This is a genomic window from Pseudomonas sp. WP18 (genome assembly GCF_036689585.1).
Lineage (GTDB): Bacteria > Pseudomonadota > Gammaproteobacteria > Pseudomonadales > Pseudomonadaceae > Aquipseudomonas > Aquipseudomonas chlororaphis_E.
Genome location: NZ_CP144758.1, coordinates 969263 through 994694 on the forward strand (window position 1 = coordinate 969263; position 25432 = coordinate 994694).

The window sequence follows — 25432 nt, forward strand, 5'->3', positions numbered from 1 at the left end:
TATTTATGCCGGTCTTTTTTGGTGATACGGCTTGGGTTTACAGCTCATTCATGCCTAGCAAACGTTTGCATGACGCCAAATCGACGAATTCAGGCAAGACGCCTGCGCGAGAGCCCCCATGGGGGCCCTCGTGGCATGGCTAATCGGTTATGGGTTCAGGCTGACGCCCGAGAACACGTTGCGACCGAAGGGGCTGACCTTGAACCCTTCGACTTTGGCACTCAGCGGCTGGTTGACCGTCGAGTGGGCAACAGGGGTGATCGGCACTTGCTGCTTGAGCAACTGCTGGGCCTGTTTGTAGAGCACGGTGCGCTGGTCACGGTCGGTGACGACCTTGGCCTGCTTGATCAACTTGTCGTAATCCTGGTCACACCACATGGAGTAGTTGTTGCCGCCAATGGCGTCGCAGCTGTACAGCGTGCCCAGCCAGTTGTCCGGGTCACCGTTGTCGCCGGTCCAGCCGATCAGGCTGACGTCGTGCTCGCCGTTCTTGGTGCGCTTGATGTACTCGCCCCATTCGTAGCTGACGATCTTCACCTTCAGGCCGATCTTCGCCCAGTCGGCCTGGAGCATCTCGGCCATCAGCTTGGCGTTGGGGTTGTAGGGGCGTTGCACGGGCATGGCCCAGAGGGTGATCTCGGTGCCTTCCTTGACCCCGGCGGCCTTGAGCAACTCCTTGGCTTTTTCCGGGTCGTAGGCGGCGTCCTTGATGGTGTCGTCGTAGGACCATTGGGTCGGCGGCATGGCGTTGACCGCCAGTTGCCCCGCACCCTGGTACACGGCATTGAGGATGCCTTGCTTGTTCACCGCCATATCCAGTGCCCGCCGCACTTCGACCTGGTCGAACGGTTTGTGGCGGGTGTTGTAGGCGATATAGCCGAGGTTGAAGCCGGGCTTCTCGATCAGTTGCAGCTTGGGGTCGTTCTTCAGCGCCGGTACATCGGCCGGGCGCGGATGCAGGGTGACCTGGCACTCGTTGGCCTTGAGCTTCTGCACCCGCACCGAAGGGTCGGTGTTGATGGAGAAGATCAGGTTCTTCAACTTGACCCGCTCCGGCGCCCAGTATTGCGTGTTGGCGACGTAGCGGATGTTGGAATCTTTCTGGTAGCTCTTGAACTCGAACGGCCCGGTGCCGATCGGTTTCTGATTGATGTCGCTCGGCTTGCCGCTCTTGAGCAACTGGTCGGCGTACTCGGCCGACAGGATCGCGGCAAAACTCATGGCGATGTTCTGGATGAACGCGGCGTCCACGCTGTTGAGCGTCATGACCACGGTCAACGGCCCGGTTTTCTCGACCTTGGCGATGTTCTTGTTCAGGCTCATGCCGTTGAAGTACGGGAACTCGGTGGGGTAGGCCTTGCGGAACGGGTGCTGCGGGTCGAGCATGCGGTTGAAGGTGAACAACACGTCGTCGGCGTTGAAGTCCCGGGTCGGGGTGAAGTAGTCGGTGGTATGGAACTTCACGCCTTCGCGCAGGTGGAAGGTGTACGTCAGGCCGTCTTCGGAAATATCCCATCGGGTCGCAAGGCCCGGTACGACGTTGGTCGCGCCTTTTTCAAACTCGGCCAGGCGGTTGTACAACGGTTCGGCGGCATCGTTATCGGTGGCGGTGGTGTACTGGGCGGTGTCGAAACCGGCAGGGCTGCCTTCGGAACAGAACACCAGGCTGCCTTCGGCGGCCTGCGCCGCGGATGTCGCGGCCAGCAATGCGGATAAAACCAAGGTATGGCGCATGACGCTCCCTCTCTCGTTCGGGGTGTTTATCAGTGGACCGGTGTCCTTCCAGGGACGTAGCCGGAGCACTGAGCTCATTCCATTGCGATGCAATGCCGCAGGATCCGCAAGCCGACCAGCCCCGACGGTAGGAGTCGTGGACGTGCTGGTAAATGCGTAATGCCTGAAAGACTTGTGGGAAAAGGCGACACGTCCTGAACCATCTGCTGTGGTACGCAGTGCTTTTGGATGTAGGCGATTTCCCGGGTCTCGGCATAAAGCGGTGTGGCGTGGGCGCTGGCTCCGCTCGCAATGACGTTGCGGGTGCACCGCCATTGCGCTTTTAAAAAGGGGCCGTTACGCCCGAAGCGTCGGGCCGGCCCAGCGGGAGCAAGCTCCCTCGCCACAGATCGCTTTATTTGCTGACGCTGACGCCGTAGAAGGAATTCAAGCCAAAGGGGCTGATCTTGAAGTCCTGCACGTTGGCGCGCATGGGTTGATACACCGTCGAGTGAGCGATAGGTGTCATCGGCACGGCATCCTTGAGGACGTGTTGTGCCTGTTTGTACAGTTCGGTGCGCTTGGCCTGGTCGGTGGTGCGCTTGGCTTCCTTGACCAGACCGTCGAATTTCTTGTCGCACCATTTGGAGAAGTTGTTGCCGGCCAGCGAGTCGCAGCCGAACAGCACGTTGAGCCAGTTGTCCGGGTCACCGTTGTCACCGCTCCAGCCGATGATCATCGCCTGGTTCTCGCCGCCCTTGGAACGCTTGATGTACTCGCCCCATTCGTAGCTGACGATGTTGACGTTCAGGCCGATCTTCTTCCAGTCGGACTGCAGCATCTCGGCCATCAGCTTGGCGTTCGGGTTGTACGGACGCTGGACCGGCATCGCCCACAGGGTGATGTTGGTGCCTTCCTTGACGCCGGCTTCCTTGAGCAGCGCCTTGGCTTTCTCAGGGTCGTACTTGGCGTCCTTGATAGTGGTGTCGTAGGACCACTGGGTCGGTGGCATGGCGTTGACCGCCAGCTGGCCGGCGCCCTGGTAGACCGAGTCGATGATCTGTGGCTTGTTGACCGCCATGTCCAGTGCCTGGCGGACCTTCAGGTCAGCGAGCACGTTCGGCTCGTTGCTGCCCTTGATCTTGTCCATCACGTTATAGGCGATGTAGCCAAGGTTGAAGCCGGCCTGGTCGGGCATCTTCAGGGCCTTGTCGTCTTTCAGGGCCTTGAGGTCGGCAGGGCGTGGGAAGAGGGTGACCTGGCACTCGTTCTTCTTCAGCTTCTGGATACGCACCGATGGGTCGGTGGTGATGGCGAAGATCAGGTTGTCGATCTTCACATCTTCAGGCTTCCAGTAGTCCTTGTTGCCGGTGTAGCGGATGTTGGAGTCTTTCTGGTAGCTCTTGAACACGAACGGACCAGTGCCGACCGGTTTCTGGTTGATGTCGCTGGCCTTGCCTTCCTTGAGCAGCTGCGCGGCGTACTCGGCGGACTGGATCGAGGCGAAGCTCATGGCCATGTTCTGGATGAACGCGGCGTCGACATCCTTGAGGGTGAACTTGACGGTGTGGTCGTCGACTTTATCGATCTGGGTGATGTTGGTGTCCATCCCCATGTCGGTGAAGTACGGGAATTCGGTCGGGTACGCCTTACGGAACGGGTCGTCCTTGTTGATCATCCGGTTGAAGGTGAACAACACGTCGTCGGCGTTGAATTCGCGAGTCGGCTTGAAGTACGGGGTGGTATGGAACTTGACGCCTTCACGCAGGTGGAAGGTGTAGGTCAGGCCGTCTTCGGAAATATCCCACTTGGTCGCCAGGCCAGGAATCACGGCGGTGCCGCCGCGCTCGAACTGGGTCAGGCGGTTGAACATGGTTTCAGCAGAGGCGTCGAAGTCGGTTCCGGTGGTGTACTGACCAGGGTCAAAACCGGCTGGGCTCCCTTCGGAGCAGAACACCAGGTTAGTCGCGGCTTGGGCGAAGGGTGCGCTGGCTAATAGGCTTGCGCCGACTAAAAACGGAATGACCGCGTGTTTAAGCATGTTGGCCTCATGATTTGTTGTCATTTTTGGATTAGAGGGCGACCTCGTGAGTCGTCCTGCGGATACTTATGCAGGCCCCATACCCAATGCAAGATCCAGAGCGGTCGCAAGTCTGAAACAGTGGCACGAACGTACCTTAATGTCGCATTCGTGTAACTTCTGACGCAGTTGACCGTTTGCGGGCGTTTTTTTGGCGTCAAACGCGCCCCTCGCCGGTGCGTCGCGACGCCGTTTCGCACCGGTTTGGGGCGGGTATCACTTCGTCAAACCCACGCCGTAGAAGGGTGTAAGCCCAAATGGACTGAGTTTGAAATCCACCACTTTCCTGTTTATTGGCTGGAAGACCGTGGAGTTGGCGATGGGTGTGATCGGCACCTGTTGCTTGAGGATCTTCTGCGCCTGGCGGTACAGGTCGATGCGTTGCTGGCGGTCGGTGGAGACCTTGGCCTGCTGGATCAACCGGTCATAAGTGGGGTCGCACCACTTGGCGTAGTTGCTGCCCTTGACCGCCGCGCAGCTGTAGAGCACGCCCAGCCAGTTGTCCGGGTCGCCGTTGTCGCCGGTCCAGCCGTAGATCATTGCGTCATGTTCGCCATTTTTTGCACGCTTGATGTACTCGCCCCATTCGTAGCTGACGATGTTCGCCTTGATCCCGATCTTGGCCCAATCCTGCTGGATCATCTGTGCCGACATCCGTGCATTGGGGTTGGACGCGCGCTGCACCGTCATCGCCCACAAATTGATGGTAGTACCCGGCGCAACCCCGGCTTCCTTAAGGAGCGCCCGGGCTTTAGTCACGTCGTGGGGCGCATCCTGGATGCTCGGGTCGAACGACCATTGCGCCGGCGGCAGGGCGTTCTGCGCCAGTTGGCCGGCGCTCTGGTACACGGCCTTGATGATCGCCGGCTTGTCGATGGCCATGTCCAGGGCCTGGCGGACCTTGAGCTGGTCCAGGGGCGGGTGGGTCACGTTGTAGGCCAGGAAACCGAGGTTGAAACCCGGTTGCTTGAGCACCTGCAGGTTCGGGTCCTGCTCCATCACCTCGATGTCGGCCGGGCGTGGATAGCCGCTGACCTGGCACTCGTTCTTCTTGAGCTTCTGCAGGCGCACGGCGGCGTCGGGGGTGATCGAGAAGATCAGGTTGTCGAGCTTCACGTCCTCGGGCTTCCAGTACGCTGTATTGGCGGCGTAGCGGATCTGCGAATCCTTCTGGTAGCGCTTGAACACGAACGGGCCGGTGCCGACGGGCTTCTGGTTGAGGTCGCCGGCCTTGCCTTCCTTGAGCAACTGCGCGGCGTATTCGGCGGACTGCACGGAGGCGAAGCTCATCGCCAGGTTCTGTACGAAGGCGGCATCGACGTTGTTCAGGTTGAAGCGCACGGTGTGTTCGTCGACTTTCTCGACGCTTTTGATCGTGGTGTTCAGGCCCATGTCGGTGAAGTACGGCGACTCGGTGGGGTAGGCCTGGCGGAACGGGTGCTGGGGGTCGAGCAGGCGTTGGAAGGTGAACAGCACGTCGTCGGCGTTGAAGTCGCGGGTGGGGGTGAAATAGTCGGTGGTGTGGAATTTCACGCCGTTACGCAGGTGAAAGGTGTAGGCCAGGCCGTCGGTGGAGACGTCCCAGCTTGTCGCCAGCCCTGGCTCGACTTCGGTGCCGCCGCGCTTGAATTGGGTGAGGCGGTTGAAGACGGTTTCGGCCGAGGCATCGAAGTCGGTGCCGCTGGTGTATTGGCTGGGATCGAACCCGGCGGGACTGGCTTCGGAGCAGTAGACCAGGGTGGTGGCGGCCTGGGCCATGGGCGCGCCGCTGATCAGGGCGAGGGTGAGTAGAAGTGGTTTGAAGGTAGTCCGGTCCATGAAATCCCTTGGCGGTGATGACGATTTTCCGAAGGGTAGCGGTTGGGGCGGGGTGGGGGAAATAGCCAAAAGTGTGGGGGACTGGTGGGTTTGGGTATAGGCCCGGGATTTGGGCGGTGCTCCGCTTCTATTGTGGGAGCGAGCTTGCTCGCGATGGCGGTCTGATTGAGTGCATGGGGATTTTTTAGCGGGCCGGATCCTAAAGGCCTTCTCCGCGAAGTGTCCGGTTCGGGTCTGCTTCGCAGCCTAGCGGGAGCAAGCTCCCTCGCCACGGGTTGAGGTGTGTCTGGGCGAGTAGGGATCACTCTGGGATGTCGGACGGATCGCCTGTCCTACAACGAAACGTCCCACGAGTTTTTAAGGTTGTCCGTCGGAAGTGGGGTCTCTAACCTTTTGCTTGTCGCTGCCTAATCAGCGACCGGGCGTGAGAAACCCGACTAATAGGCATACAGCGTTCAGACCTGCATATAATTGCCGCCAGCTTATCCGCTGCCGGTAGATGCGTTATGGCGGCTGTGTGCGGGCAGACCTCGGTCTGGCCGAGTACCTATTCTCGGATTTCTCACCCTGCACATAGCTGCCACCACTTTGCCGAGTGAGAAACGGCGAGTGATGGCCCTCATCACTAAATAGGTACGAGCACATGGATAAGTCAGTTCCCGACCCACCCCTCAATAAAACCACACCCCTTTGCGGCTTCGACGCCCTCGAAGACCTCCTCAAAGACCGCGCCGCCGCCGAGCGTGCACTGAACCATTACCTCAATCCAGAACCCTCAGGGGACGCCCCCTCCGACTCGCGCATCGACAGCCTGTTCTCGGTCACCGCCAAGGCCGACACCGATACGCTGCTGGCCAGCACCAGCGAAACGTTGGCCTCGGTCAAGGCCATGGCCGAGGACCTGGCCTTCGAAGTGGACGGCACGCGGCGCAGTGTGGCGTTGGGGATTCAGCAGTTGGTGGAGTTGTGCCAGTTGCTGGTGGACAAGGCGCTGGACCAGCTTGAGGCGCCGGCCCGGCCGGTCGAGGCGTAGCAAGGAAGTGTCACCTGATAAAGTGCGGGCACTATCCTGTGGCGAGGGGATTTATCCCCGCTGGGCTGCGCAGCAGCCCCCAACCTGATACCTCGGTGTGTCAGATTAATTGAGGTCGCTGCCTTTGGGTCTGCTACACAGCCCAGCGGGGATAAATCCCCTCGCCACAAAGTGTGTCACTGGGCTGGATATCTCTGTCAGTCCTGCATCACTGCATCAAAACCTCAATCGCCCCATCCGCCGTCATGCTCACCTGGCTGGTGCCCGCTTCCACCTCAGGCGTCACGGATTCCGCGTCCATGGAGGCGCCTTTCATCATCATCGGCGCGCGCAGGTAGGGTTGTGGATAACCGTTGCTGTTGAGGTTCAGGCTGACGATTTTGTAGCCCTTGCCGCCCAGGGCCTCGGTGGCCAGTTGGGCGCGGGCCTTGAAGGCGTTGACGGCGTCCTTGAGCAGGGCGTCTTCGCTGCTTTGGCGGGTGGCGGTGGAGATGGCGAAGTCCATGCCGCCCATCTTCATGTCGGTGAGCAACTCGCCGGTGAGTTTGGACAGGGCGGCGAAGTCGGCGCTTTCCAGGCGCAGTTCGGCGCGCTCACGCCAGCCGGTGATCTTCCCGCCCTTGTTGTCGTAGATCGGGTAGCTGTTGCGGCTGCCCTGGCGCAGGGTGATGTCCTTGACCTGTTTGGCCTGGCCGATGGCTTTGTTCAGCGTGGTGCTGACGGCGGCGGCGAGCTTGGCCGGGTCGGTGTTCTGTTCCTCGGTGTAGAGGGTGACGATCATCAGGTCGCGGGCCACTTCCTGGCTGGCTTCGGCGCGCAGCGAGATCTGGTTGTAGTGCAGCTCATCGGCGGCCAGGGCCGGCAGGCTGGCGACCGTGCCGAGGCTGAGGGCGAGCAGGGCGACGTGGCGACTGAACGTGTGCATGAAAGCTCCTTGGGATGATGCGCAGGGATGAGGTCCGGGCCTGCGTGAACGATAAGACTCTAGCTGCTGCGATCCGGTTCGCACAGTTACAACTTCTATACAGATGCATGAGGCCAATGAAGCACCCTTGTGGCGAGGGGATTTATCCCCGTTGGGTTGCGCAGCAACCCCAAGACCAGCAACTCGGTCCATCTGACATAGCGCAGGGGCCTGTTTTAGGTCTGCTTCGCAGCCCAGCGGGGATGCGTAGCACTCAGAGGCTGTGGCGCTTTGCCGCACACTTGTCTGCGCAACCCGTGCGTTGGTTATACTCCGTGCGATTCACCTGGAGCACTCATCAGGAGAGCTCATGCTCGCCCCTTTGCAACTGACTTCTGCCTCTCGCCAGAATCTCTGGCGCCTGACGTTCATCCGTATTCTGGTCCTGGCTGCCCAGGCCGGTTCGGTGGGGCTCGCCTACTGGTTCGACCTGCTGCCGTTGCCCTGGCTGCAACTGGCGATCACGCTGGTCTGCTCCTCGGTGCTGTGTGCGCTGACGGCGGTTCGCTTGCGTGCCTCGTGGCCGGTGACCGAGCTGGAATACGCCGTGCAACTGGCCGGCGACCTGTTCATCCACAGCGCGCTGTTGTACTTCTCCGGCGGCTCCACCAACCCTTTCGTGTCTTATTACCTGGTGCCGTTGACCATCGCCGCCGTGACGCTGCCATGGCGATTTTCGCTGATTCTTTCCGGCATCGCCCTGGCGTTGTACACCTTGCTGCTGGTGCGCTTCTATCCCCTGGAAACCTTCCCCATCGCCCGGGAAAACCTGCAGATCTATGGCATGTGGCTGAGCTTTGCCCTGGCCGCGGCGGTCATCACGTTTTTTGCCGCGCGCATGGCCGAGGAGTTGCGGCGCCAGGAAGAACTGCGGGCCATTCGTCGTGAAGAGGGCCTGCGGGACGAGCAGTTGCTGGCCGTGGCGACTCAGGCCGCTGGTGCCGCCCACGAGTTGGGCACGCCGTTGGCGACCATGAGCGTGCTGCTCAAGGAAATGCAGCAGGATCACCCTGATCCCGCACTGCAGGACGACCTCAGCGTCCTGCAGGACCAGGTCAAGCTCTGCAAGGAAACCCTGCAATACCTGGTGCGGGCCGCTGAGGCCAATCGTCGGTTGGCCATCGACATGCAGGATGTCACCGATTGGCTCGACGAAGCCTTGAACCGCTGGCACCTGATGCGCCCCGAAGCCAGTTATCGCTTCCAACGTCTGGGCCAGGGGCCAGTGCCGCGCATGGCGCCACCGCCGGATCTGACCCAGGCACTGCTGAACCTGTTGAACAACGCCGCCGATGCCTGCCCCGAAGGCATGGAAGTGACCCTGGACTGGAATGCCTTCGATTTGACCATCAGCATTCGAGACCACGGCGCGGGCGTGCCGCTGGCCATCGCCGAGCAGATCGGCAAACCGTTCTACACCACCAAGGGCAAAGGCCTGGGCCTGGGCCTGTTTTTGAGCAAAGCCAGCGTGACACGCGCCGGCGGCTCGGTGAAACTCTACCCCCATGAGAGCGGCGGCACGCTCACCGAGCTGCGCCTGCCCCATGCCGACCGAGGAGACGAAACATGAGTGACGAGATCCAAGTCGACGGCGAAGAGCTGCCGCACCTGTTGCTGGTCGATGACGACGCCACCTTCACCCGCGTCATGGCACGGGCCATGTCCCGCCGCGGCTTTCGCGTGAGCACGGCCGGTTCCGCCGAAGAAGGCCTGGCCCTCGCCCAGGCCGACTTGCCGGACTACGCCGCCCTCGACCTGAAGATGGACGGCGATTCGGGCCTGGTGCTGCTACCCAAGTTGCTGGAGCTGGACCCGGAGATGCGCGTGGTGATCCTCACCGGCTATTCGAGCATCGCCACCGCGGTCGAGGCCATCAAGCGCGGCGCCTGCAATTACCTGTGCAAGCCGGCGGACGCTGACGATGTGTTGGCGGCGCTGCTGTCCGAACATGCCGACCTCGACACCCTGGTACCGGAAAACCCCATGTCGGTCGATCGCCTGCAATGGGAGCACATCCAGCGGGTGCTGACCGAGCACGAAGGCAATATTTCCGCCACCGCCCGCGCCCTGGGCATGCACCGGCGGACCTTGCAGCGCAAATTGCAGAAGCGCCCCGTGCGTCGCTGAACCTGCGCTGAACAGATGGTGTCCACACCCTCGCGGTCAATCGGGCCGTTGCACTATGATCGGCCCGAGTCTGTTCTTTTTTCTATCGAGCCTTAACCATGAATCAGAACGCTGAATATTCCGCGGTCAATGACGCGGTGCGCGGGCAGTTTTTCCGCCGTGTCTGGCAAATGACCACGCCGTACTGGCGCAGTGAGGAGAAGGGCAAGGCCTGGACGTTATTGATTGCCGTCATCGCGCTGTCGCTGTTCAGCGTGGCGATTTCGGTGTGGATCAACAGTTGGTACAAGGATTTCTACAACGCCCTGCAAGAGAAGAACAGTGCGGCGTTCTGGCAATTGATCCTGTACTTCTGCGGCATCGCGGCGGTGGCGATCCTCGGGGCGGTGTACCGCTTGTACCTCACGCAGATGCTCACCATCCGCTGGCGGGCCTGGCTCACCGAGCAGCATTTCGCCCGCTGGCTCAGCCACAAGAATTACTACCGCCTGGAGCAGGGCGGCTATACCGACAACCCCGACCAGCGGATTTCCGAAGACCTCAACAGCTTCACCACCAATACCCTGGGCCTGGGGTTGGGGCTGCTGCGTACCGTGGTCAGCCTGGTGTCGTTCTCGATCATCCTGTGGGGCGTGTCGGGCAGCATCGAAGTGTTCGGCTACACCATCCCCGGCTATATGTTCTGGGCCGCGCTGATCTATGCCGCGGTGGGCAGTTGGCTGACGCACCTGATCGGTCGCCGGCTGATCGGCCTGAACAACAACCAGCAACGCTTCGAAGCCGACCTGCGTTTTTCCATGGTGCGGGTGCGCGAGAACGCCGAGAGCATTGCGTTGTACAACGGCGAGCCGAATGAGAATCGTCGCTTGAGCGGACGTTTCGGGCTGGTCTGGCACAACTTCTGGGACATCATGCGGGTGTCCAAGCGCTTGACCTTCTTCACCTCCGGCTACGGCCAGATCGCGATCATCTTCCCGTTCATCGTCGCGGCACCGCGCTATTTCGCCGGCAAGATCCAGCTGGGCGAGCTCATGCAGATCAACTCGGCCTTCGGCAGCGTGCAGGAGAATTTCAGCTGGTTCATCAGTGCCTACGCCGACCTCGCCGCGTGGCGCGCCACCTGCGATCGTCTGCTGAGTTTCCGCCAGGCCATGAGCGACAACGAGGAACGCGTACCGGCTATCGATGTGCAGAGCCAGGGCAACGTGCTGAAAGTGCACAACCTGGGACTGGACCTGGCTGACGGTCGGCATCTGCTCAGCAACGCCGACATGACGGTGGCGCCGGGTGAGCGGGTGATGCTCAGCGGTCGTTCGGGCAGTGGCAAATCCACCTTGTTCCGCGCGATGGGGCATCTGTGGCCGGCCGGGCATGGCAACATTCTGCTGCCTTCGGCGCGCTACCTGTTCCTGCCGCAAAAGCCTTACCTGCCCATTGGCAGCCTGCGTGAGGTCTTGAGTTATCCACAGGCCGGCGACGTCTACCCCGACGAACGTTATGCACAGGTGCTGGAAACCTGCCGTTTGCCGCACCTGATCGCGCGCCTGGACGAAAGCGATCACTGGCAACGCATGCTGTCCCCGGGCGAGCAGCAACGCCTGGCCTTCGCCCGTGCATTGCTGTACGCACCGCAATGGCTGTACATGGACGAAGCGACGTCGGCGATGGATGAAGAGGACGAGGCAACGCTGTACCAGGCGTTGATCGACCAGTTACCAGGGCTGAGCATCGTCAGCGTCGGGCATCGAAGCAGTTTGAAACGTTTCCATCCGCGACATGTGCGTATTGAAAATGGCCAACTGATGGAGCGCACTGTCGTCACTTGATGTCAGTGCCGAACACTGTTGTGGCGAGGGGATTTATCCCCGTTGGGCTGCGCAGCAGACCTGTAGCCTGCCACCGCGGTGTGTCAGACAATTGGAACGGGGGGCGCTTCGCGCCCCAGCGGGGATAAATCCCCTCGCCACAACGGTGCATGGCGGCATTCTTTGAGGAGGCTGCCAGGGAACACGGTGATCGTACAACCACGTTGCGCTATCATGATGCGCATTCAGCCGCTTGCCGAGACATGAGCCCCATGGAAAACCCGATCGACATACCCCGCCTTCCCCGCAAGCGCCGCAGCCTGGCGCAGGAGCTGGTGACGGTGCTGACCGAGCAGATTCGCGACGGTCTGCTCAAGCGTGGCGATAAATTGCCCACCGAGTCGGCGATCATGGAAGCCCATGGTGTCAGCCGCACCGTGGTGCGCGAGGCGATTTCCCGGTTGCAGGCCGCCGGCCAGGTGGAAACCCGCCATGGCATCGGCACCTTCGTGCTGGATACGCCGAGCCCGAGCGGCTTTCGTATCGACCCGGCCACGGTGGTCACCTTGCGTGACGTGCTGGCGGTCCTGGAATTGCGCATCAGCCTGGAGGTGGAATCCGCCGGCCTGGCCGCGCAACGCCGCAGCGCCGAGCAACTGGCGACCATGCGCGCCGCCCTCGACGCGTTGAAGGAAAGCGCGGCTCATGCCAGCGACGCGGTGGCCTCGGACTTCGCCTTCCACCTGGAAATCGCCCTGTCCACCGGCAACCGCTACTTCACCGACATCATGACCCACCTGGGCACCAGCATCATCCCGCGCACCCGGCTGAACTCGGCGCGCCTGGCCCACGACGACCAGCAACACTACATGGACCGCCTGAGCCGCGAGCACGAGGAAATCTACGAAGCCATCGCCCGCCAGGACTCCGACGCCGCCCGCGCCGCCATGCGCCTGCACCTGACCAACAGCCGTGAGCGCCTGCGCCAAGCCCATGAAGAGGCGCAAGCCCAGGGCTAGAAGGGCAGGGCTCCCCCGGGGCCGAAAGTATCCCCATCCCCCAGACAACCCAAATTCCCGTGGCGAGGGAGCTTGCTCCCGCTTGGGGCGCAGCCCCACCGAGCGGGTCTGCTGCGCAGTCCAGCGGGAGCGAGCTCCCTCGCCACAGGGGACGGTGGTGATTTGGATGTTGGTTTTATGCCTTGAATCGCACGTTCAGTGGCTTGGACGTATCGGCCCCGCCACTCTCGTAGGTAAACGTGTAGTGCAGTTCAACCAATCGGCCGCTGAATGCCTTCAGTGTGTCGCCGGGCACCGTCAGGGTTACGCCCTTGCGCAGTTCCGCCACCTCGAAGTCATCCGGGTGCGTTTCGGGCGTCTTGTTGACCATCATGGGTTCGAGATTGCCCGTCCATTCCGGCGGCTTGGAGGCCGCACCCAGGGTCAGGTGTACGGACGAGTAGGGTGAGATATCCGAGTCCGGGATCTGCACGGTCAGTGCCTTGCCCGCCTTCGACAGGCTCACCGTCGCCTCCCCACTGGCCGGGGCGGCTGGAAAATCCTTGAGCGTGGGTTTCTCGAATGTCGTCGTCATGGTGTCGCTCCCGGTGAGGTCGGCCGTGACCATCGCGCACGGGCGGCTCACGGCAATAAAGCCATTGTGAAACCTACAGGAAGGAGCCAGGACTGCGGGTTGCGAATGGCCGTTCGGCAGGGTCCTTCGAGATGTCAGGGCGTTCGTGGGTATGGCACGGCCACCTGCCGGTTATGCCTGCTTCCCAAAAGGCCGCCTACTGGCAGAGTCGACAGTGCTGACGAACGGTCCATCAGGCCTTTTTTACCCTTCGATGACGAAATGCAGTTGACGCAAGTTATTTAAGTTGTACGATGACCTACAACTTCTGGCCGAAGCTTAACTCTCTCATACATACATTGCGTCCCAGGGTGTTCGAATAATGAATCCACAAGAACTGAAGTCCATCCTCTCGTCTGGCCTGCTGTCTTTCCCGGTCACCGATTTCACTGCCCAAGGCGATTTCAATCGCGACAGCTACATCAAGCGCCTCGAGTGGCTGGCCCCGTACGGCGCCTCTGCCTTGTTCGCAGCCGGTGGCACCGGTGAATTCTTCTCCCTGGCCGCCAGCGAGTATTCGCAAGTCATCAAGACCGCCGTCGATACCTGCGCGACCAGCGTGCCAATCCTGGCCGGTGTCGGCGGTGCCACCCGCCAGGCCATCGAATACGCTCAAGAAGCCGAGCGTCTGGGTGCCAAGGGCCTGTTGCTGCTGCCGCACTACCTGACCGAAGCCAGCCAGGACGGCGTTGCCGCCCACGTTGAAGCCGTGTGCAAATCGGTGAAGATCGGCGTGGTGGTCTACAACCGTAACGTCTGCCGCTTGAACGCCAACCAGCTGGAACAACTGGCCGAGCGTTGCCCGAACCTGATCGGCTACAAGGACGGCCTGGGCGACATCGAACTGATGGTGTCGATCCGTCGTCGCCTCGGCGATCGCTTCAGCTACCTGGGCGGCCTGCCGACCGCAGAAGTCTACGCCGCGGCCTACAAGGCCCTGGGCGTGCCGGTCTACTCCTCGGCGGTGTTCAACTTCATCCCGAAAACCGCGATGGACTTCTACCACGCCATTGCCCGCGACGATCACGACACCGTTGGCAAGATCATCGATGACTTCTTCCTGCCATACCTGGACATCCGCAACCGCAAGGCCGGTTATGCCGTGAGCATCGTCAAGGCCGGCGCGAAGATCGTTGGCTATGACGCCGGTCCTGTGCGCACGCCGCTGACCGACCTGCTGCCGGAAGAATACGAAGCCCTGGCCGCGCTGATCGACAAGCAAGGCAAGCAGTAACAGACCCGACAAAGCCGCTGAGCAATCAGCGGCTTTTTGCGTAAGGCTTTTTGTGAGGAGAGCATCCGTGACTGATGCAAAGCGTTTCGATAACTACATCAACGGTCAGTGGGTAGCCGGTGCCGACTATTGCACCAACATCAACCCGTCCGATTTGTCCGATGTCATCGGTGAATACGCCAAGGCTGACGCAGCGCAAGTCAACGCCGCCATCGAAGCGGCCCGCGCCGCCTTTCCGACCTGGTCGACCTCGGGCATTCAGGCGCGTCACGATGCGCTGGACAAAGTCGGCAGCGAGATCCTCGCCCGCCGCGAAGAGCTCGGCCAACTGCTGGCTCGCGAAGAGGGCAAGACCCTGCCCGAAGCCATCGGCGAAGTGACCCGCGCCGGCAACATTTTCAAATTCTTCGCCGGTGAATGCCTGCGCCTGTCCGGCGACTACGTGCCGTCGGTGCGCCCGGGCGTCAACGTCGAAGTGACCCGCGAAGCCCTGGGTGTGGTCGGCCTGATCACCCCGTGGAACTTCCCGATCGCCATCCCGGCGTGGAAAATCGCCCCGGCCCTGGCCTACGGCAACTGCGTGGTGATCAAGCCCGCCGAACTGGTACCGGGTTGCGCCTGGGCCCTGGCGGAAATCATTTCCCGCGCCGGTTTCCCGGCCGGCGTGTTCAACCTGGTGATGGGCAGCGGCCGCGTCGTCGGTGAAGTGCTGGTCAACAGCCCGAAAGTCGATGGCATCAGCTTCACCGGCTCCGTGGGCGTGGGGCGGCAGATCGCCGTCAACTGCGTGTCGCGCCAGGCCAAGGTGCAGTTGGAAATGGGCGGCAAGAACCCGCAGATCATCCTCGACGACGCCGACCTCAAGCAGGCCGTCGAGCTGGCGGTGCAGAGCGCGTTCTACTCCACCGGCCAGCGTTGCACGGCTTCCAGCCGCCTGATCGTCACCGCCGGTATCCACGACAAGTTCGTCGCGGCGATGGCCGAGCGCATGCAGTCGATCAAGGTCGGCCATGCGTTGAAGGCCGGCACCGACATCGGCCCGGTGGTTTCCCAAGCTCAACTCGACCAGGACTTGAAGTACATCGACATCGGCCAGAGCGAAGGTGCGCGGCTGGTCAGCGGTGGCGGCCTGGTGACGTGCGACACCGAAGGCTACTTCCTGGCGCCGACCTTGTTCAGCGACAGCGAGGCGTCGATGCGCATTAGCCGCGAAGAGATCTTCGGCCCGGTGGCCAACGTCGTGCGCGTGGCGGACTACGAGGCGGCGCTGGCGATGGCCAACGACACCGAGTTCGGCCTGTCGGCCGGTATCGCCACCACGTCGCTGAAGTATGCCAACCACTTCAAGCGCCATTCCCAGGCGGGCATGGTGATGGTCAACCTGCCGACCGCCGGCGTGGATTACCACGTGCCGTTCGGCGGGCGTAAGGGTTCGTCCTATGGTTCGCGTGAGCAAGGTCGCTACGCGCAAGAGTTCTACACAGTGGTGAAGACCTCTTACATCGGATCGTAACTGCAACACCGGCCGGGCTGGTGATCCAGCCTGGCCGTACAATCTGCTGACCCGCATAAAAATAAATAGTGGGAGTACTTTTTCATGCAAGCGACCAAGCCGACACACGTCCGCTATTTGATCCTGCTCATGCTGTTTGTGGTGACAACGATCAACTACGCCGACCGTGCCACCATCGCCATCGCAGGCTCCAGCCTGCAAAAAGACCTCGGCATCGATGCCGTCACCCTCGGTTACATCTTCTCCGCCTTCGGCTGGGCCTACGTGGCCGGGCAGATTCCCGGCGGCTGGCTGCTCGACCGGTTCGGGTCGAAAAAAATCTACGCCCTGAGTATTTTCACCTGGTCGTTGTTCACCGTGCTGCAAGGCTATGTGGGTGAATTCGGCATGTCCACGGCCGTGGTTGCCCTGTTCATGCTGCGCTTTCTGGTGGGGCTGGCCGAAGCGCCGTCCTTCCCGGGCAACGCCCGCATCGTCGCCGCCTGGTTCCCCACCGCAGAACGCGGCACCGCCTCGGCGATCTTCAACTCGGCGCAGTACTTCGCCACCGTGTTGTTCGCTCCGCTGATGGGTTGGATCGTCTACCGCTTCGGCTGGCAGCACGTGTTCATCGTGATGGGCATCATCGGCATCGTGTTCTCGCTGATCTGGCTGAAGGTGATCTACAGCCCGCGCCAGCACCCGATGATCAACGAAGCCGAGTTCAATCACATCGCCGCCAACGGCGCGATGGTCGACATGGACCAGGACAAGGGCAAGAAAGCCAAGGGTGACGGTCCGAAGTGGGACTACATCCGCCAACTGCTCACCAACCGCATGATGCTCGGCGTGTACCTGGGCCAATACTGCATCAACGGCATCACCTACTTCTTCCTGACCTGGTTCCCGGTGTACCTGGTGCAGGAACGTGGCATGACCATCCTCAAGGCCGGTTTCATCGCGTCCTTGCCGGCAATCTGTGGTTTCATCGGCGGCGTGCTGGGCGGGGTGATCTCCGACTACCTGCTGCGCAAGGGCCACTCGCTGACCTTCGCCCGCAAGGCGCCGATCATCGCCGGCCTGCTGGTGTCCAGCAGCATCGTGGCCTGTAACTACGTCGAGATCGAATGGATGGTGGTGGGCTTCATGGCCCTGGCATTCTTCGGTAAAGGCGTGGGCGCACTGGGCTGGGCCGTGGTGTCCGACACCTCGCCGAAACAGATCGCCGGCCTCAGTGGTGGCTTGTTCAACACCTTCGGCAACCTGGCTTCGATCACCACGCCAATCGTCATCGGCTACATCATCAGTGCCACCGGTTCGTTCAAGTGGGCGCTGGTATTCGTCGGTTGCAATGCCCTGGTGGCGGTGTTCAGCTACCTGGTCATCGTCGGGCCGATCAAGCGCGTCGTACTCAAGGAACCTACGGCCAAGGATGCCGACGTCTCCAGTCTGTCCGAAGCTAAATCCTGAAGGAGCGGCGTCAATGCAATTGATTGAACATGCCGATTCGCCACGTTACATCCGCCTGCATGAGCGGGACAACGTCGTGATCGTCGTCAATGACCAGGGCGTACCGGCCGGGACCGAATTCCCGGACGGCCTGGTCACCGTGGACTTCGTGCCGCAGAGCCACAAGGTCACCCTGCAGGACATCCCTGAGGGTGGCGAGGTGATTCGCTACGGCCAGGTCATCGGCTACGCGCTGCAACCGATCCCCCGTGGCAGCTGGGTCAAGGAAGACCAGCTGCGCATGCCCACCGCGCCGCCGCTGGACAGCCTGCCGCTGTCCACCGACGTGCCGGCGGCCGATGCACCGCTCGAGGGCTATACCTTCGAAGGCTATCGCAACGCCGACGGTACCGTGGGCACGCGCAACATCCTGGGCATCACCACCACGGTGCAGTGCGTGACCGGGGTGCTGGACCACGCGGTCAAGCGCATCAAGGACGAGTTGCTGCCCAAGTACCCGAACGTCGACGACGTGGTGGCGCTGACCCACAGCTACGGCTGCGGCGTGGCAATCACCGCCACCGACGCGTACATCCCGATCCGCACCGTGCGTAACCTGGCGCGCAACCCGAACCTGGGGGGCGAGGCGTTGGTCATCAGCCTGGGCTGCGAGAAATTGCAGGCCGGGCAGGTGATGCACGACAACGACAGCTCGGTGGACCTCAGCGAGCCGTGGTTGTATCGCTTGCAGGACGCCAGCCACGGCTTCACGGAAATGATCGAGCAGATCATGGACCTGGCCGAAACCCGCCTGAAGAAGCTCGACCAGCGCCGTCGCGAAACCGTGCCGGCGTCGGAGTTGATCCTGGGCATGCAGTGCGGTGGCAGCGATGCGTTTTCCGGCATCACCGCCAACCCGGCCCTGGGCTATGCCTCGGACCTGTTGCTGCGCGCCGGGGCGACGGTGATGTTTTCCGAAGTCACCGAAGTGCGCGATGCGATCTACCTGCTGACCTCCCGGGCGCAAACCCGGGAAGTCGCCCAGGAACTGGTGCGGGAAATGGACTGGTACGACCGTTACCTGGCCAAGGGCGAGGCGGACCGCAGCGCCAACACCACGCCGGGCAACAAGAAGGGCGGGTTGTCGAACATTGTCGAAAAATCCCTGGGCTCGATCGTCAAGTCCGGCAGCAGCGCGATCAACGGCGTGCTCGGCCCGGGCGAGCGGTTCAAGCAAAAAGGCCTGATCTTCTGCGCCACACCGGCCAGTGACTTTGTCTGCGGTACGCTGCAACTGGCGGCGGGGATGAACCTGCACGTGTTCACCACCGGCCGTGGCACCCCGTACGGCCTGGCAATGGCGCCGGTGGTGAAGGTCTCGACCCGCACCGAGCTGGCCCAGCGCTGGCCGGACCTGATCGACATCGACGCCGGGCGCATCGCCACCGGTCGTGCCTCGATCGAGGAGCTGGGTTGGGAGCTGTTCCACTACTACCTGGACGTGGCCAGCGGCAAGAAAAAGACCTGGGCAGAACAGCACAAACTGTTCAACGACATCACCCTGTTCAACCCTGCGCCGATTACCTGAGCCGGCGTTCATCATGTAGGGGCGGGCTTGCCCGCGAAGACGGCAGTACATGCGACATGGTGTCGACTGAACTAACGCTTTCGCGAGCAAGCTCGCTCCCACAGGGTTTTGGTGGCGGACACAAACGCTGTGACCATCCACGATCGAGTGTGGGAGCGAGCTTGCTCGCGAAGGCGGTGGTTAAGCTTGCATCGATGTTGGATGTGCCGGCGTCTTCGCGAGCAAGCCCGCTCCCACAGGAATCTCCAGACGCCAGTGCCGCGAGTGGCTTATCATTAGCCACCTAACGACACCCCCCTCGAAAGGTCCCCGGCATGCTGGCAATTTTCCTCGAAACCCTGAACATCACCGCGCCGGTGTTTGCCATGCTGTTTCTGGGGGTGGTGCTCAAGCGCATCGACTGGATCAACGACAACTTCATCCACATCGCCTCGTCCCTGGTGTTCAACGTCACCATGCCGGCGCTGTTGTTCCTTGGCATCCTCCATGCCGACCTGCACGCCGCGTTGCAACCTGATCTGCTGATCTACTTTTCCGTCGCCACCCTGGTGAGTTTCGCCATGGCCTGGGGTTGGGCGATCTGGCGGTGCCCGCGGGAAGACCGCGGCATCTACACCCAGGGCGCGTTTCGCGGCAACAACGGGGTGATCGGCCTGGCGCTGGCAGCAAGCATGTATGGCGACTACGGGATTTCCCTGGGGGCGATTCTCGCCGCGCTGGTGATCCTGTTCTACAACACCCTATCGACCATCGTGCTGGCGGTCTACAGCCCGGTGATCAAGTCGGACCCGTGGAGTATCTGCAAAAGCGTGTTCAGCAACCCGCTGATCATCAGCGTGATCGTCGCCGCGCCGTTCGCCTATTGGCAGATCGGCCTGCCGAACTGGCTCGAGACATCAGGCAAATACCTGGCGCAGATGACCTTGCCCCTGGCGCTGATCTGCATCGGTGGCACGCTGTCGCTGGCAGCACTGCGCAAGAGCGGCAAGATGGCCATGAGTTCGAGCCTGGTGAAGATGGTTGGCCTGCCGCTGCTGACCACCCTGGGCGCCTGGGTCTGGGGCTTTCGCGGCGCGGAGCTGGGGATCCTGTTCCTCTACTTCGGCAGCCCCACCGCCGCCGCGAGCTTCGTCATGGCCCGTGCCGCCGATGGCAACCATGAACTGGCGGCGGCGATCATCGTCATCACCACCTTGATGGCGGCGATCACCACCAACATCGGGATTTTTGTGTTGCAGTGGGGTGGGTGGATCTAGGCTTGGGCTTCTGGTGTTCTCTGGAGCCTCTTCGCGGGCAAGCCCGCTCCCACAGTGATCGGGCTTCTTCAGAAGGAATGCGGTCGAATGTGGGAGCGGGCTTGCCCGCGAAGAGGCCGGTCCATTCACGGAAAATCCCGCGCTTTACTCCGGCTTCTGATACGCCTCGATCACTTCCTGCGCTGCCCGAAACGCATCGATCGCCGCCGGCACGCCGGCATACACCGCGCAATGCAGCAGTGCCTCGCGGATCTCTTCCACCGTGCAGCCATTGTTCAGCGCGCCGCGCACGTGGCCTTTCAATTCCTGTGGGCACTTGAGGGCGGTGAGGGCGGCGAGTGTGATCAGGCTGCGGGTTTTCAGCGGCAGGCCTTCGCGACGCCAGACGCTGCCCCAGGCGTGTTCGTTGACGAAGTCCTGCAACGGCTGGGTGAAGTCGGTGGCGTTGCCCAAGGCGCGGTCGACGAACGCGTCGCCCATGACCTGGCGACGCATGTCGAGGCCGGTCTTCGGAGTGTCGGTCATGGCAAATCCCTCTTGTGGTGTTGGCGGCGCCAGGCGCGCACGAAAGTGAACAGCAAGAACGCGAGCAAGGTGGGCAGCACATAGAACAGCATCAGCCGTTCCAGTCGGCCGGCCAGGGGCATGCCGGTGGTGAATGACACCACGTGCAGCCCATAGACCAGGTACAGGCCCAGCAGCAGCAGGCCTTCGGCGCGGGTGACCCGGTACCCGGAATAGAACACCGGCAGGCACAGCACCGCCACGCCCAGCATCACCGGCAGGTCGAAGTCCAGGGCGTTCGGCGAAACCGAAAGCGGCGTGGGCGCGACGAGGGCGGTCACCCCCAGCACCCCCAGCAGGTTGAACAGGTTGCTGCCGATCACGTTGCCCACCGCAATGTCGCGCTGGCCGCGCAGGGCCGCGATCAGCGAGGTGGCGAGTTCCGGCAGCGAGGTGCCGACGGCGACGATGGTCAGGCCGATGATGCGTTCCGACAAGCCCAGGTCCGTCGCCACCGTCACTGCCGCGCCCAGCAGCAGGTGCCCGGCGTAGATCAGCATCGCCAAGCCGAGCACGATCATCGTCAGGCTCCTGGGCCAGGACACCTGCGCCGCGTCGACGCTCGCCGCGTGGGGGCGCATGGAGTGCCGTGACTGGCGCAGCAGTAGGCCGAGGTACACCGCCAGGGCCGCCAGCAACAATGTCCCGTCCAGGCGGGTCAGTTCTTCGTTCAAGGCCAGCACGAACACCAGCAGGCTGGCGCCGATCATCAACGGGATGTCCAGGCGCACCAGTTGGCGCGAGACGCGCAACGGCATGATCAGCGCCGACAGCCCCAGGGTGACGAGGATGTTGAAGATGCTGCTGCCGATCACGCTGCCCACGGCGATGTCGGCGTTTTGCGCCAAGGTCGCTTGCAGGCTCACGGCCATCTGTGGCGCGCTGCTGCCCAGGGCAACAACGGTCAGGCCGATGATCAGCGGGCGCACCTGCAAGCGTGCCGCCACGCCGACGGCGGCGCGCACCAGCAACTCGGCGCCGACAATCAGCAACAGCAGGCCGCCGAACAGTTCGATCAGGCTGAGCAGCGATAAAGCGGCGAGTAGGGAAATGGCCGGGCTCCGTCTATCAGTCGTCGAGGGCTTGCACGCGTACCCGCGCGGTGCCGGTGCGTAACATGCCCAGTTGCTCGGCTGCTTCGCGAGACACGTCGATCAAGCGCCCCCGAGTATACGGGCCACGGTCGTTGATGCGGACCACGACGCTGTCATTGTTGCCCAGGTTGGTGATTTTCACCCGTGTGCCGAACGGCAACTGGCGATGGGCGGCGGTCAGGCCGTGCTGGTCGAAACGCTCGCCGCTGGCGGTGCGTTTGCCGTGGTGCCTGGCACCGTAATAAGAAGCGACGCCAGTCTGGTCGTAGCCGTGTGGATCAACTGTCCCGCTCTGGCTGGCGCAACCGGCCAGCAGGGACAGCAGGGCGCAGGCGCCGAGGAGACGCTTCATCGAAAGGTTTTCCACATCAGTGTGGTTGTAAATTTATTGTGGCGAGGGAGCTTGCTCCCGCTGGGCTGCGCAGCAGCCCCCCGACTCTGGCAACAGAAAGCCGGGGGGCGCTGCGCGCCCCAGCGGGAGCAAGCTCCCTCGCCACAGGGGAATGAGCCAGACTTGCGGACTGGCTCCATCGCACTCAGCCCTCGAGCTTGCTTTTGAGCAATTCGTTGACCTGTTGCGGGTTGGCCTTGCCCTTGGAGGCTTTCATGGCCTGGCCGACGAAGAAGCCGAACATCTTGCCGCGCTTGGCTTCGTCTGCCGCGCGGTACTGTTCGACCTGCTCGGCGTTGGCTGCGAGCATTTCATCGAGCACGGCGCTGATCGCCCCGGTGTCGGTGACCTGTTTCAAGCCGCGCTTGTCGATGATCTCGTCGGCGCTGCCCTCACCATTGGCCATGGCCTCGAACACCATCTTGGCGATCTTGCCGGAAATGGTGTTGTCCTTGATCCGCAACAGCATGCCGCCCAGTTGCTCGGCCGACACCGGCGACTCGTCGATCTCCAGGCCCTGCTTGTTCAGCAGGCTGCCCAGCTCGACCATCACCCAGTTGGCCGCCAGTTTGGCGTCGCCGCCGATACTCACGACTTTCTCGAAGTAGTCGGCCTGTTCGCGGCTGGTGGCCAGGACGTTGGCGTCGTAGCTCGACAGCCCGAACTGCGCCTGGAAACGCTCGCGTTTTTGCGGTGGCAGTTCCGGCAGGGTGGCGCGCACGTCATTGAGGAAGGTGTCCTCGATGACCACCGGCAGCAGGTCCGGGTCGGGGAAGTAACGGTAGTCGTTGGCTTCTTCCTTGCTGCGCATCGGACGGGTTTCGTCCTTGTTCGGGTCGTACAGGCGGGTCTGCTGGATGACCTTGCCGCCGTCCTCGATCAGTTCGATCTGGCGCTGGATCTCGCTGTTGATCGCCTTCTCGATGAAGCGGAACGAGTTGACGTTCTTGATCTCGCAGCGGGTGCCGAACTCGGCCTGGCCCTTGGGACGGATCGACACGTTGCAGTCGCAGCGCAGCGAACCTTCGGCCATGTTGCCGTCGCAGATGCCCAGGTAACGTACCAGCGCGTGGATCGCCTTGACGTAGGCCACGGCTTCCTTGGCGCTGCGCATGTCCGGTTCGGAAACGATCTCCAGAAGCGGCGTGCCGGCGCGGTTCAGGTCGATGCCGGTGGCGCCGTTGAATTCTTCGTGCAGGCTCTTGCCGGCGTCTTCTTCCAGGTGCGCCCGGGTGATGCCGACGCGCTTGACCGTGCCGTCTTCCAGGGCGATGTCCAGGTGGCCCTTGCCCACGATCGGCAGTTCCATCTGGCTGATCTGGTAGCCCTTGGGCAGGTCCGGATAGAAGTAGTTCTTGCGGGCGAACACGTTGTGCTGGCCGATCTCGGCGTCAATCGCCAGGCCGAACATTACCGCCATGCGCACCGCTTCGGCGTTGAGCACCGGCAGCACGCCGGGCATGCCCAGGTCCACCAGGCTGGCCTGGGTGTTGGGCTCGGAACCGAAAGTGGTAGCGCTGCCGGAAAAGATTTTCGACCGGGTGGTGAGCTGGGTATGAATCTCCAGCCCGATCACGACTTCCCATTGCATGTGTTTCTCCTCAGAAGTCTTATCAGGGGATTTTGAAACGTCGCGAGCGAAGGTAAGGCAAGGCGAAAACTGGTGAGAAAGCGGAGTTGACAGTAGTCAATGAGCATTTCGAACCAGTTTTCAACGCAGCATTACCGAGCGCAGCAGTTTCAAAACCCCTGAGGGGTGCGGGTGTGCCAGTCAGTGTGTAACTGATACTGGTGGGCAACGTTCAACAGGCGGCCTTCCTGGAAATACGGCGCGAGCAACTGTACGCCCACCGGCAGGCCATCGACGAAGCCGGCCGGCATGGACAGGCCCGGCAAACCGGCGAGGTTGGCGGTGATGGTGTAGACGTCTTCCAGGTAGGCGGCCACCGGGTCGCTGTCTTTGGCGCCGAGTTTCCAGGCCGGGTTCGGCGTGGTTGGGCCGAGGATGACGTCGACCTCGTTGAAGGCGGCCATGAAGTCGTTCTTCACCAGCCGACGGATCTTCTGCGCCTTGAGGTAGTAGGCATCGTAGTAGCCGGCAGACAGGGCGTAGGCCCCGACCATGATCCGACGCTGCACCTCGACACCGAAGCCTTCGCCCCGGGAGCGCTTGTACAGGTCCATCAGGTTTTCCGGGTTCTCGCAGCGATGGCCGAAGCGCACGCCGTCGAAACGCGACAGGTTCGACGAGGCTTCCGCTGGCGCGATCACGTAGTAGGCAGGAATCGCATGCTGCATGTTCGGCAGGCTGATCTGCTTGACGACCGCGCCGAGTTTTTCCAGCGTCTTGACGCTGTCGTGGACCCGCTCGGCAATGCGTGGGTCGAGGCCGGCGCTGAAGTACTCCTTCGGCACGCCGATGCGCAGGCCTTGCAGGGAGCCGTTGAGGTTGGCGCTGTAGTCCGGCACCGGTTCATCGATGCTGGTGGAGTCGTTCGGGTCGAAGCCGGCCATGCCTTGCAGCAGGATCGCGCAGTCTTCGGCGGTGCGGGCCAGCGGGCCACCCTGGTCGAGGCTCGACGCGTAGGCAATCATGCCCCAGCGCGACACCCGGCCATAGGTCGGCTTCAGGCCGGTGAGGTTGGTGAAGGCCGCGGGCTGGCGAATCGAACCACCGGTGTCGGTGGCCGTGGCGGCCGGCAGCAGGCGCGCGGCCACGGCGGCAGCGGAGCCGCCGGACGAACCGCCCGGCACGTGTGCCAGGTTCCACGGGTTTTTCACCGCGCCGTAGTAGCTCGACTCGTTGGCCGAGCCCATGGCGAACTCGTCCATGTTGGTCTTGCCCAGGGTCACGGCGCCGGCGGCGGCCAGCTTGGCGACCACGGTGGCATCGTACGGGGCCTTGAAGTTGTCGAGCATCTTCGAGCCGCAACTGGTGCGGATGCCTTGGGTGCAGAACAGGTCCTTGTGGGCGATCGGTGCGCCCAGCAGCGCGCCGCTCTCGCCTTTGGCGCGCCGGGCGTCGGCGGCGGCGGCCTGGTTCAGGGCCAGTTCTTCGGTGAGGCTGATGAAACTGTTGAGCTGCGGGTCGAGTTGGGCGATGCGCGCCAGCAGGACTTTGGTCAGCTCTTCGGAGGAAAACTGCTTGTCGGCGAGTCCGCGGGCGATCTCGGCCAGGGTCATGTGATGCAT

The 25432-nt window shown here is 62.3% G+C and carries 20 protein-coding genes; 10 read left to right on the plus strand and 10 right to left on the minus strand.

The window, feature by feature from the left end:
* Positions 1-147: 147 nt before the first annotated feature.
* The 3 genes from V5F23_RS04115 to V5F23_RS04125 all read right to left on the minus strand — a co-directional run bounded on the left by V5F23_RS04115 (position 148) and on the right by V5F23_RS04125 (position 5611).
* Positions 148-1734 carry an ABC transporter substrate-binding protein gene (locus tag V5F23_RS04115; protein ID WP_053145583.1) on the minus strand — a complete coding sequence of 529 codons (1587 nt, stop codon included), beginning with the start codon at positions 1732-1734 and terminating at the stop codon, positions 148-150.
* Positions 1735-2128: 394 nt separating this feature from the next.
* Positions 2129-3754, minus strand: a complete 1626-nt coding sequence (locus V5F23_RS04120; RefSeq protein WP_042732602.1) for an ABC transporter substrate-binding protein — start codon at positions 3752-3754, stop codon at positions 2129-2131.
* A 255-nt stretch (positions 3755-4009) separates the two neighbouring features.
* Positions 4010-5611, minus strand: a complete 1602-nt coding sequence (locus V5F23_RS04125; protein WP_123578236.1) for an ABC transporter substrate-binding protein — start codon at positions 5609-5611, stop codon at positions 4010-4012.
* A 643-nt stretch (positions 5612-6254) separates the two neighbouring features.
* Here V5F23_RS04125 and V5F23_RS04130 point away from each other — a divergent pair.
* Entirely contained in the window at positions 6255-6644 is a 390-nt protein-coding gene (locus V5F23_RS04130) for a DUF6124 family protein (protein WP_047738311.1), read from the plus strand.
* Positions 6645-6852: 208 nt separating this feature from the next.
* Here V5F23_RS04130 and V5F23_RS04135 read toward each other — a convergent pair whose 3' ends face one another.
* Positions 6853-7569, minus strand: coding sequence for an SIMPL domain-containing protein (locus V5F23_RS04135; protein WP_042732382.1), 717 nt, complete (start codon positions 7567-7569; stop codon positions 6853-6855).
* 349 nt (positions 7570-7918) lie between these two features.
* Here V5F23_RS04135 and V5F23_RS04140 point away from each other — a divergent pair, with 349 nt between their 5' ends.
* The 4 genes from V5F23_RS04140 (at position 7919) to V5F23_RS04155 (ending at position 12559) form a co-directional block, all read left to right on the plus strand.
* Positions 7919-9178 (plus strand): ATP-binding protein, encoded by a 1260-nt coding sequence (locus V5F23_RS04140; RefSeq protein ID WP_042732381.1) that lies wholly within the window; start codon positions 7919-7921, stop codon positions 9176-9178.
* Positions 9175-9735: a response regulator transcription factor gene (locus V5F23_RS04145; RefSeq protein WP_042732380.1), complete on the plus strand. Its 561-nt coding sequence runs from the start codon at positions 9175-9177 to the stop codon at positions 9733-9735. Before V5F23_RS04140 ends, V5F23_RS04145 begins: the two co-directional genes overlap by 4 nt.
* 98 nt (positions 9736-9833) lie before the next feature.
* Entirely contained in the window at positions 9834-11561 is a 1728-nt protein-coding gene (locus V5F23_RS04150; protein WP_042732379.1) for an ABC transporter ATP-binding protein/permease, read from the plus strand.
* A 251-nt stretch (positions 11562-11812) separates the two neighbouring features.
* A complete protein-coding gene (locus tag V5F23_RS04155) occupies positions 11813-12559 on the plus strand; it encodes a FadR/GntR family transcriptional regulator (RefSeq protein ID WP_172679703.1) in 747 nt (248 codons plus the stop codon).
* A gap of 175 nt (positions 12560-12734) precedes the next feature.
* Here V5F23_RS04155 and V5F23_RS04160 read toward each other — a convergent pair whose 3' ends face one another.
* Positions 12735-13133, minus strand: coding sequence for a hypothetical protein (locus tag V5F23_RS04160; protein ID WP_212803416.1), 399 nt, complete (start codon positions 13131-13133; stop codon positions 12735-12737).
* A 361-nt stretch (positions 13134-13494) separates the two neighbouring features.
* Here V5F23_RS04160 and kdgD point away from each other — a divergent pair, with 361 nt between their 5' ends.
* The 5 genes from kdgD to V5F23_RS04185 all read left to right on the plus strand — a co-directional run bounded on the left by kdgD (position 13495) and on the right by V5F23_RS04185 (position 20191).
* Positions 13495-14406: a 5-dehydro-4-deoxyglucarate dehydratase gene (gene kdgD / locus V5F23_RS04165; protein WP_042731719.1), complete on the plus strand. Its 912-nt coding sequence runs from the start codon at positions 13495-13497 to the stop codon at positions 14404-14406.
* 67 nt (positions 14407-14473) lie between these two features.
* A complete protein-coding gene (locus V5F23_RS04170) occupies positions 14474-15919 on the plus strand; it encodes an aldehyde dehydrogenase family protein (protein ID WP_042731718.1) in 1446 nt (481 codons plus the stop codon).
* Positions 15920-16003: 84 nt separating this feature from the next.
* The gene (locus tag V5F23_RS04175) at positions 16004-17368 is read left to right on the plus strand and encodes an MFS transporter (RefSeq protein ID WP_042731717.1); all 1365 of its coding nucleotides are present in this window, start codon (positions 16004-16006) and stop codon (positions 17366-17368) included.
* A 13-nt stretch (positions 17369-17381) separates the two neighbouring features.
* Complete coding sequence (gene garD / locus V5F23_RS04180; protein WP_042731716.1) at positions 17382-18935, plus strand: galactarate dehydratase; 1554 nt, start codon at positions 17382-17384, stop codon at positions 18933-18935.
* Positions 18936-19249: 314 nt separating this feature from the next.
* Positions 19250-20191, plus strand: coding sequence for an AEC family transporter (locus V5F23_RS04185; protein ID WP_042731715.1), 942 nt, complete (start codon positions 19250-19252; stop codon positions 20189-20191).
* Positions 20192-20335: 144 nt separating this feature from the next.
* Here V5F23_RS04185 and V5F23_RS04190 read toward each other — a convergent pair whose 3' ends face one another.
* From V5F23_RS04190 to gatA, 5 genes are all read right to left on the minus strand, one after another.
* Positions 20336-20716 carry a carboxymuconolactone decarboxylase family protein gene (locus V5F23_RS04190; RefSeq protein ID WP_042731714.1) on the minus strand — a complete coding sequence of 127 codons (381 nt, stop codon included), beginning with the start codon at positions 20714-20716 and terminating at the stop codon, positions 20336-20338.
* Positions 20713-21774, minus strand: a complete 1062-nt coding sequence (locus tag V5F23_RS04195) for a calcium/sodium antiporter (protein ID WP_042731713.1) — start codon at positions 21772-21774, stop codon at positions 20713-20715. Before V5F23_RS04195 ends, V5F23_RS04190 begins: the two co-directional genes overlap by 4 nt.
* Before the next feature lie 49 nt (positions 21775-21823).
* Positions 21824-22201: a septal ring lytic transglycosylase RlpA family protein gene (locus V5F23_RS04200; RefSeq protein ID WP_042731712.1), complete on the minus strand. Its 378-nt coding sequence runs from the start codon at positions 22199-22201 to the stop codon at positions 21824-21826.
* A 184-nt stretch (positions 22202-22385) separates the two neighbouring features.
* Positions 22386-23831: an Asp-tRNA(Asn)/Glu-tRNA(Gln) amidotransferase subunit GatB gene (gatB, locus tag V5F23_RS04205; RefSeq protein WP_042730614.1), complete on the minus strand. Its 1446-nt coding sequence runs from the start codon at positions 23829-23831 to the stop codon at positions 22386-22388.
* 149 nt (positions 23832-23980) lie between these two features.
* Positions 23981-25432, minus strand: a complete 1452-nt coding sequence (gene gatA, locus V5F23_RS04210; RefSeq protein ID WP_042730613.1) for an Asp-tRNA(Asn)/Glu-tRNA(Gln) amidotransferase subunit GatA — start codon at positions 25430-25432, stop codon at positions 23981-23983.

Excerpts from the sequence above, each read along its gene's own strand:
- V5F23_RS04130 (WP_047738311.1), top strand. The coding sequence starts at position 6,255 with ATGGATAAGTCAGTTCCCGACCCACCCCTCAATAAAACCACACCCCTT.
- V5F23_RS04140 (WP_042732381.1), top strand. The coding sequence starts at position 7,919 with ATGCTCGCCCCTTTGCAACTGACTTCTGCCTCTCGCCAGAATCTCTGG.
- V5F23_RS04155 (WP_172679703.1), top strand. The coding sequence starts at position 11,813 with ATGGAAAACCCGATCGACATACCCCGCCTTCCCCGCAAGCGCCGCAGC.
- gatB (WP_042730614.1), bottom strand. The coding sequence starts at position 23,831 with ATGCAATGGGAAGTCGTGATCGGGCTGGAGATTCATACCCAGCTCACC.
- V5F23_RS04150 (WP_042732379.1), top strand. The coding sequence starts at position 9,834 with ATGAATCAGAACGCTGAATATTCCGCGGTCAATGACGCGGTGCGCGGG.
- V5F23_RS04185 (WP_042731715.1), top strand. The coding sequence starts at position 19,250 with ATGCTGGCAATTTTCCTCGAAACCCTGAACATCACCGCGCCGGTGTTT.
- garD (WP_042731716.1), top strand. The coding sequence starts at position 17,382 with ATGCAATTGATTGAACATGCCGATTCGCCACGTTACATCCGCCTGCAT.
- kdgD (WP_042731719.1), top strand. The coding sequence starts at position 13,495 with ATGAATCCACAAGAACTGAAGTCCATCCTCTCGTCTGGCCTGCTGTCT.
- V5F23_RS04145 (WP_042732380.1), top strand. The coding sequence starts at position 9,175 with ATGAGTGACGAGATCCAAGTCGACGGCGAAGAGCTGCCGCACCTGTTG.
- V5F23_RS04175 (WP_042731717.1), top strand. The coding sequence starts at position 16,004 with ATGCAAGCGACCAAGCCGACACACGTCCGCTATTTGATCCTGCTCATG.
- V5F23_RS04135 (WP_042732382.1), bottom strand. The coding sequence starts at position 7,569 with ATGCACACGTTCAGTCGCCACGTCGCCCTGCTCGCCCTCAGCCTCGGC.
- gatA (WP_042730613.1), bottom strand. The coding sequence starts at position 25,432 with ATGCATCACATGACCCTGGCCGAGATCGCCCGCGGACTCGCCGACAAG.
- V5F23_RS04200 (WP_042731712.1), bottom strand. The coding sequence starts at position 22,201 with ATGAAGCGTCTCCTCGGCGCCTGCGCCCTGCTGTCCCTGCTGGCCGGT.
- V5F23_RS04115 (WP_053145583.1), bottom strand. The coding sequence starts at position 1,734 with ATGCGCCATACCTTGGTTTTATCCGCATTGCTGGCCGCGACATCCGCG.
- V5F23_RS04160 (WP_212803416.1), bottom strand. The coding sequence starts at position 13,133 with ATGACGACGACATTCGAGAAACCCACGCTCAAGGATTTTCCAGCCGCC.
- V5F23_RS04120 (WP_042732602.1), bottom strand. The coding sequence starts at position 3,754 with ATGCTTAAACACGCGGTCATTCCGTTTTTAGTCGGCGCAAGCCTATTA.
- V5F23_RS04125 (WP_123578236.1), bottom strand. The coding sequence starts at position 5,611 with ATGGACCGGACTACCTTCAAACCACTTCTACTCACCCTCGCCCTGATC.
- V5F23_RS04190 (WP_042731714.1), bottom strand. The coding sequence starts at position 20,716 with ATGACCGACACTCCGAAGACCGGCCTCGACATGCGTCGCCAGGTCATG.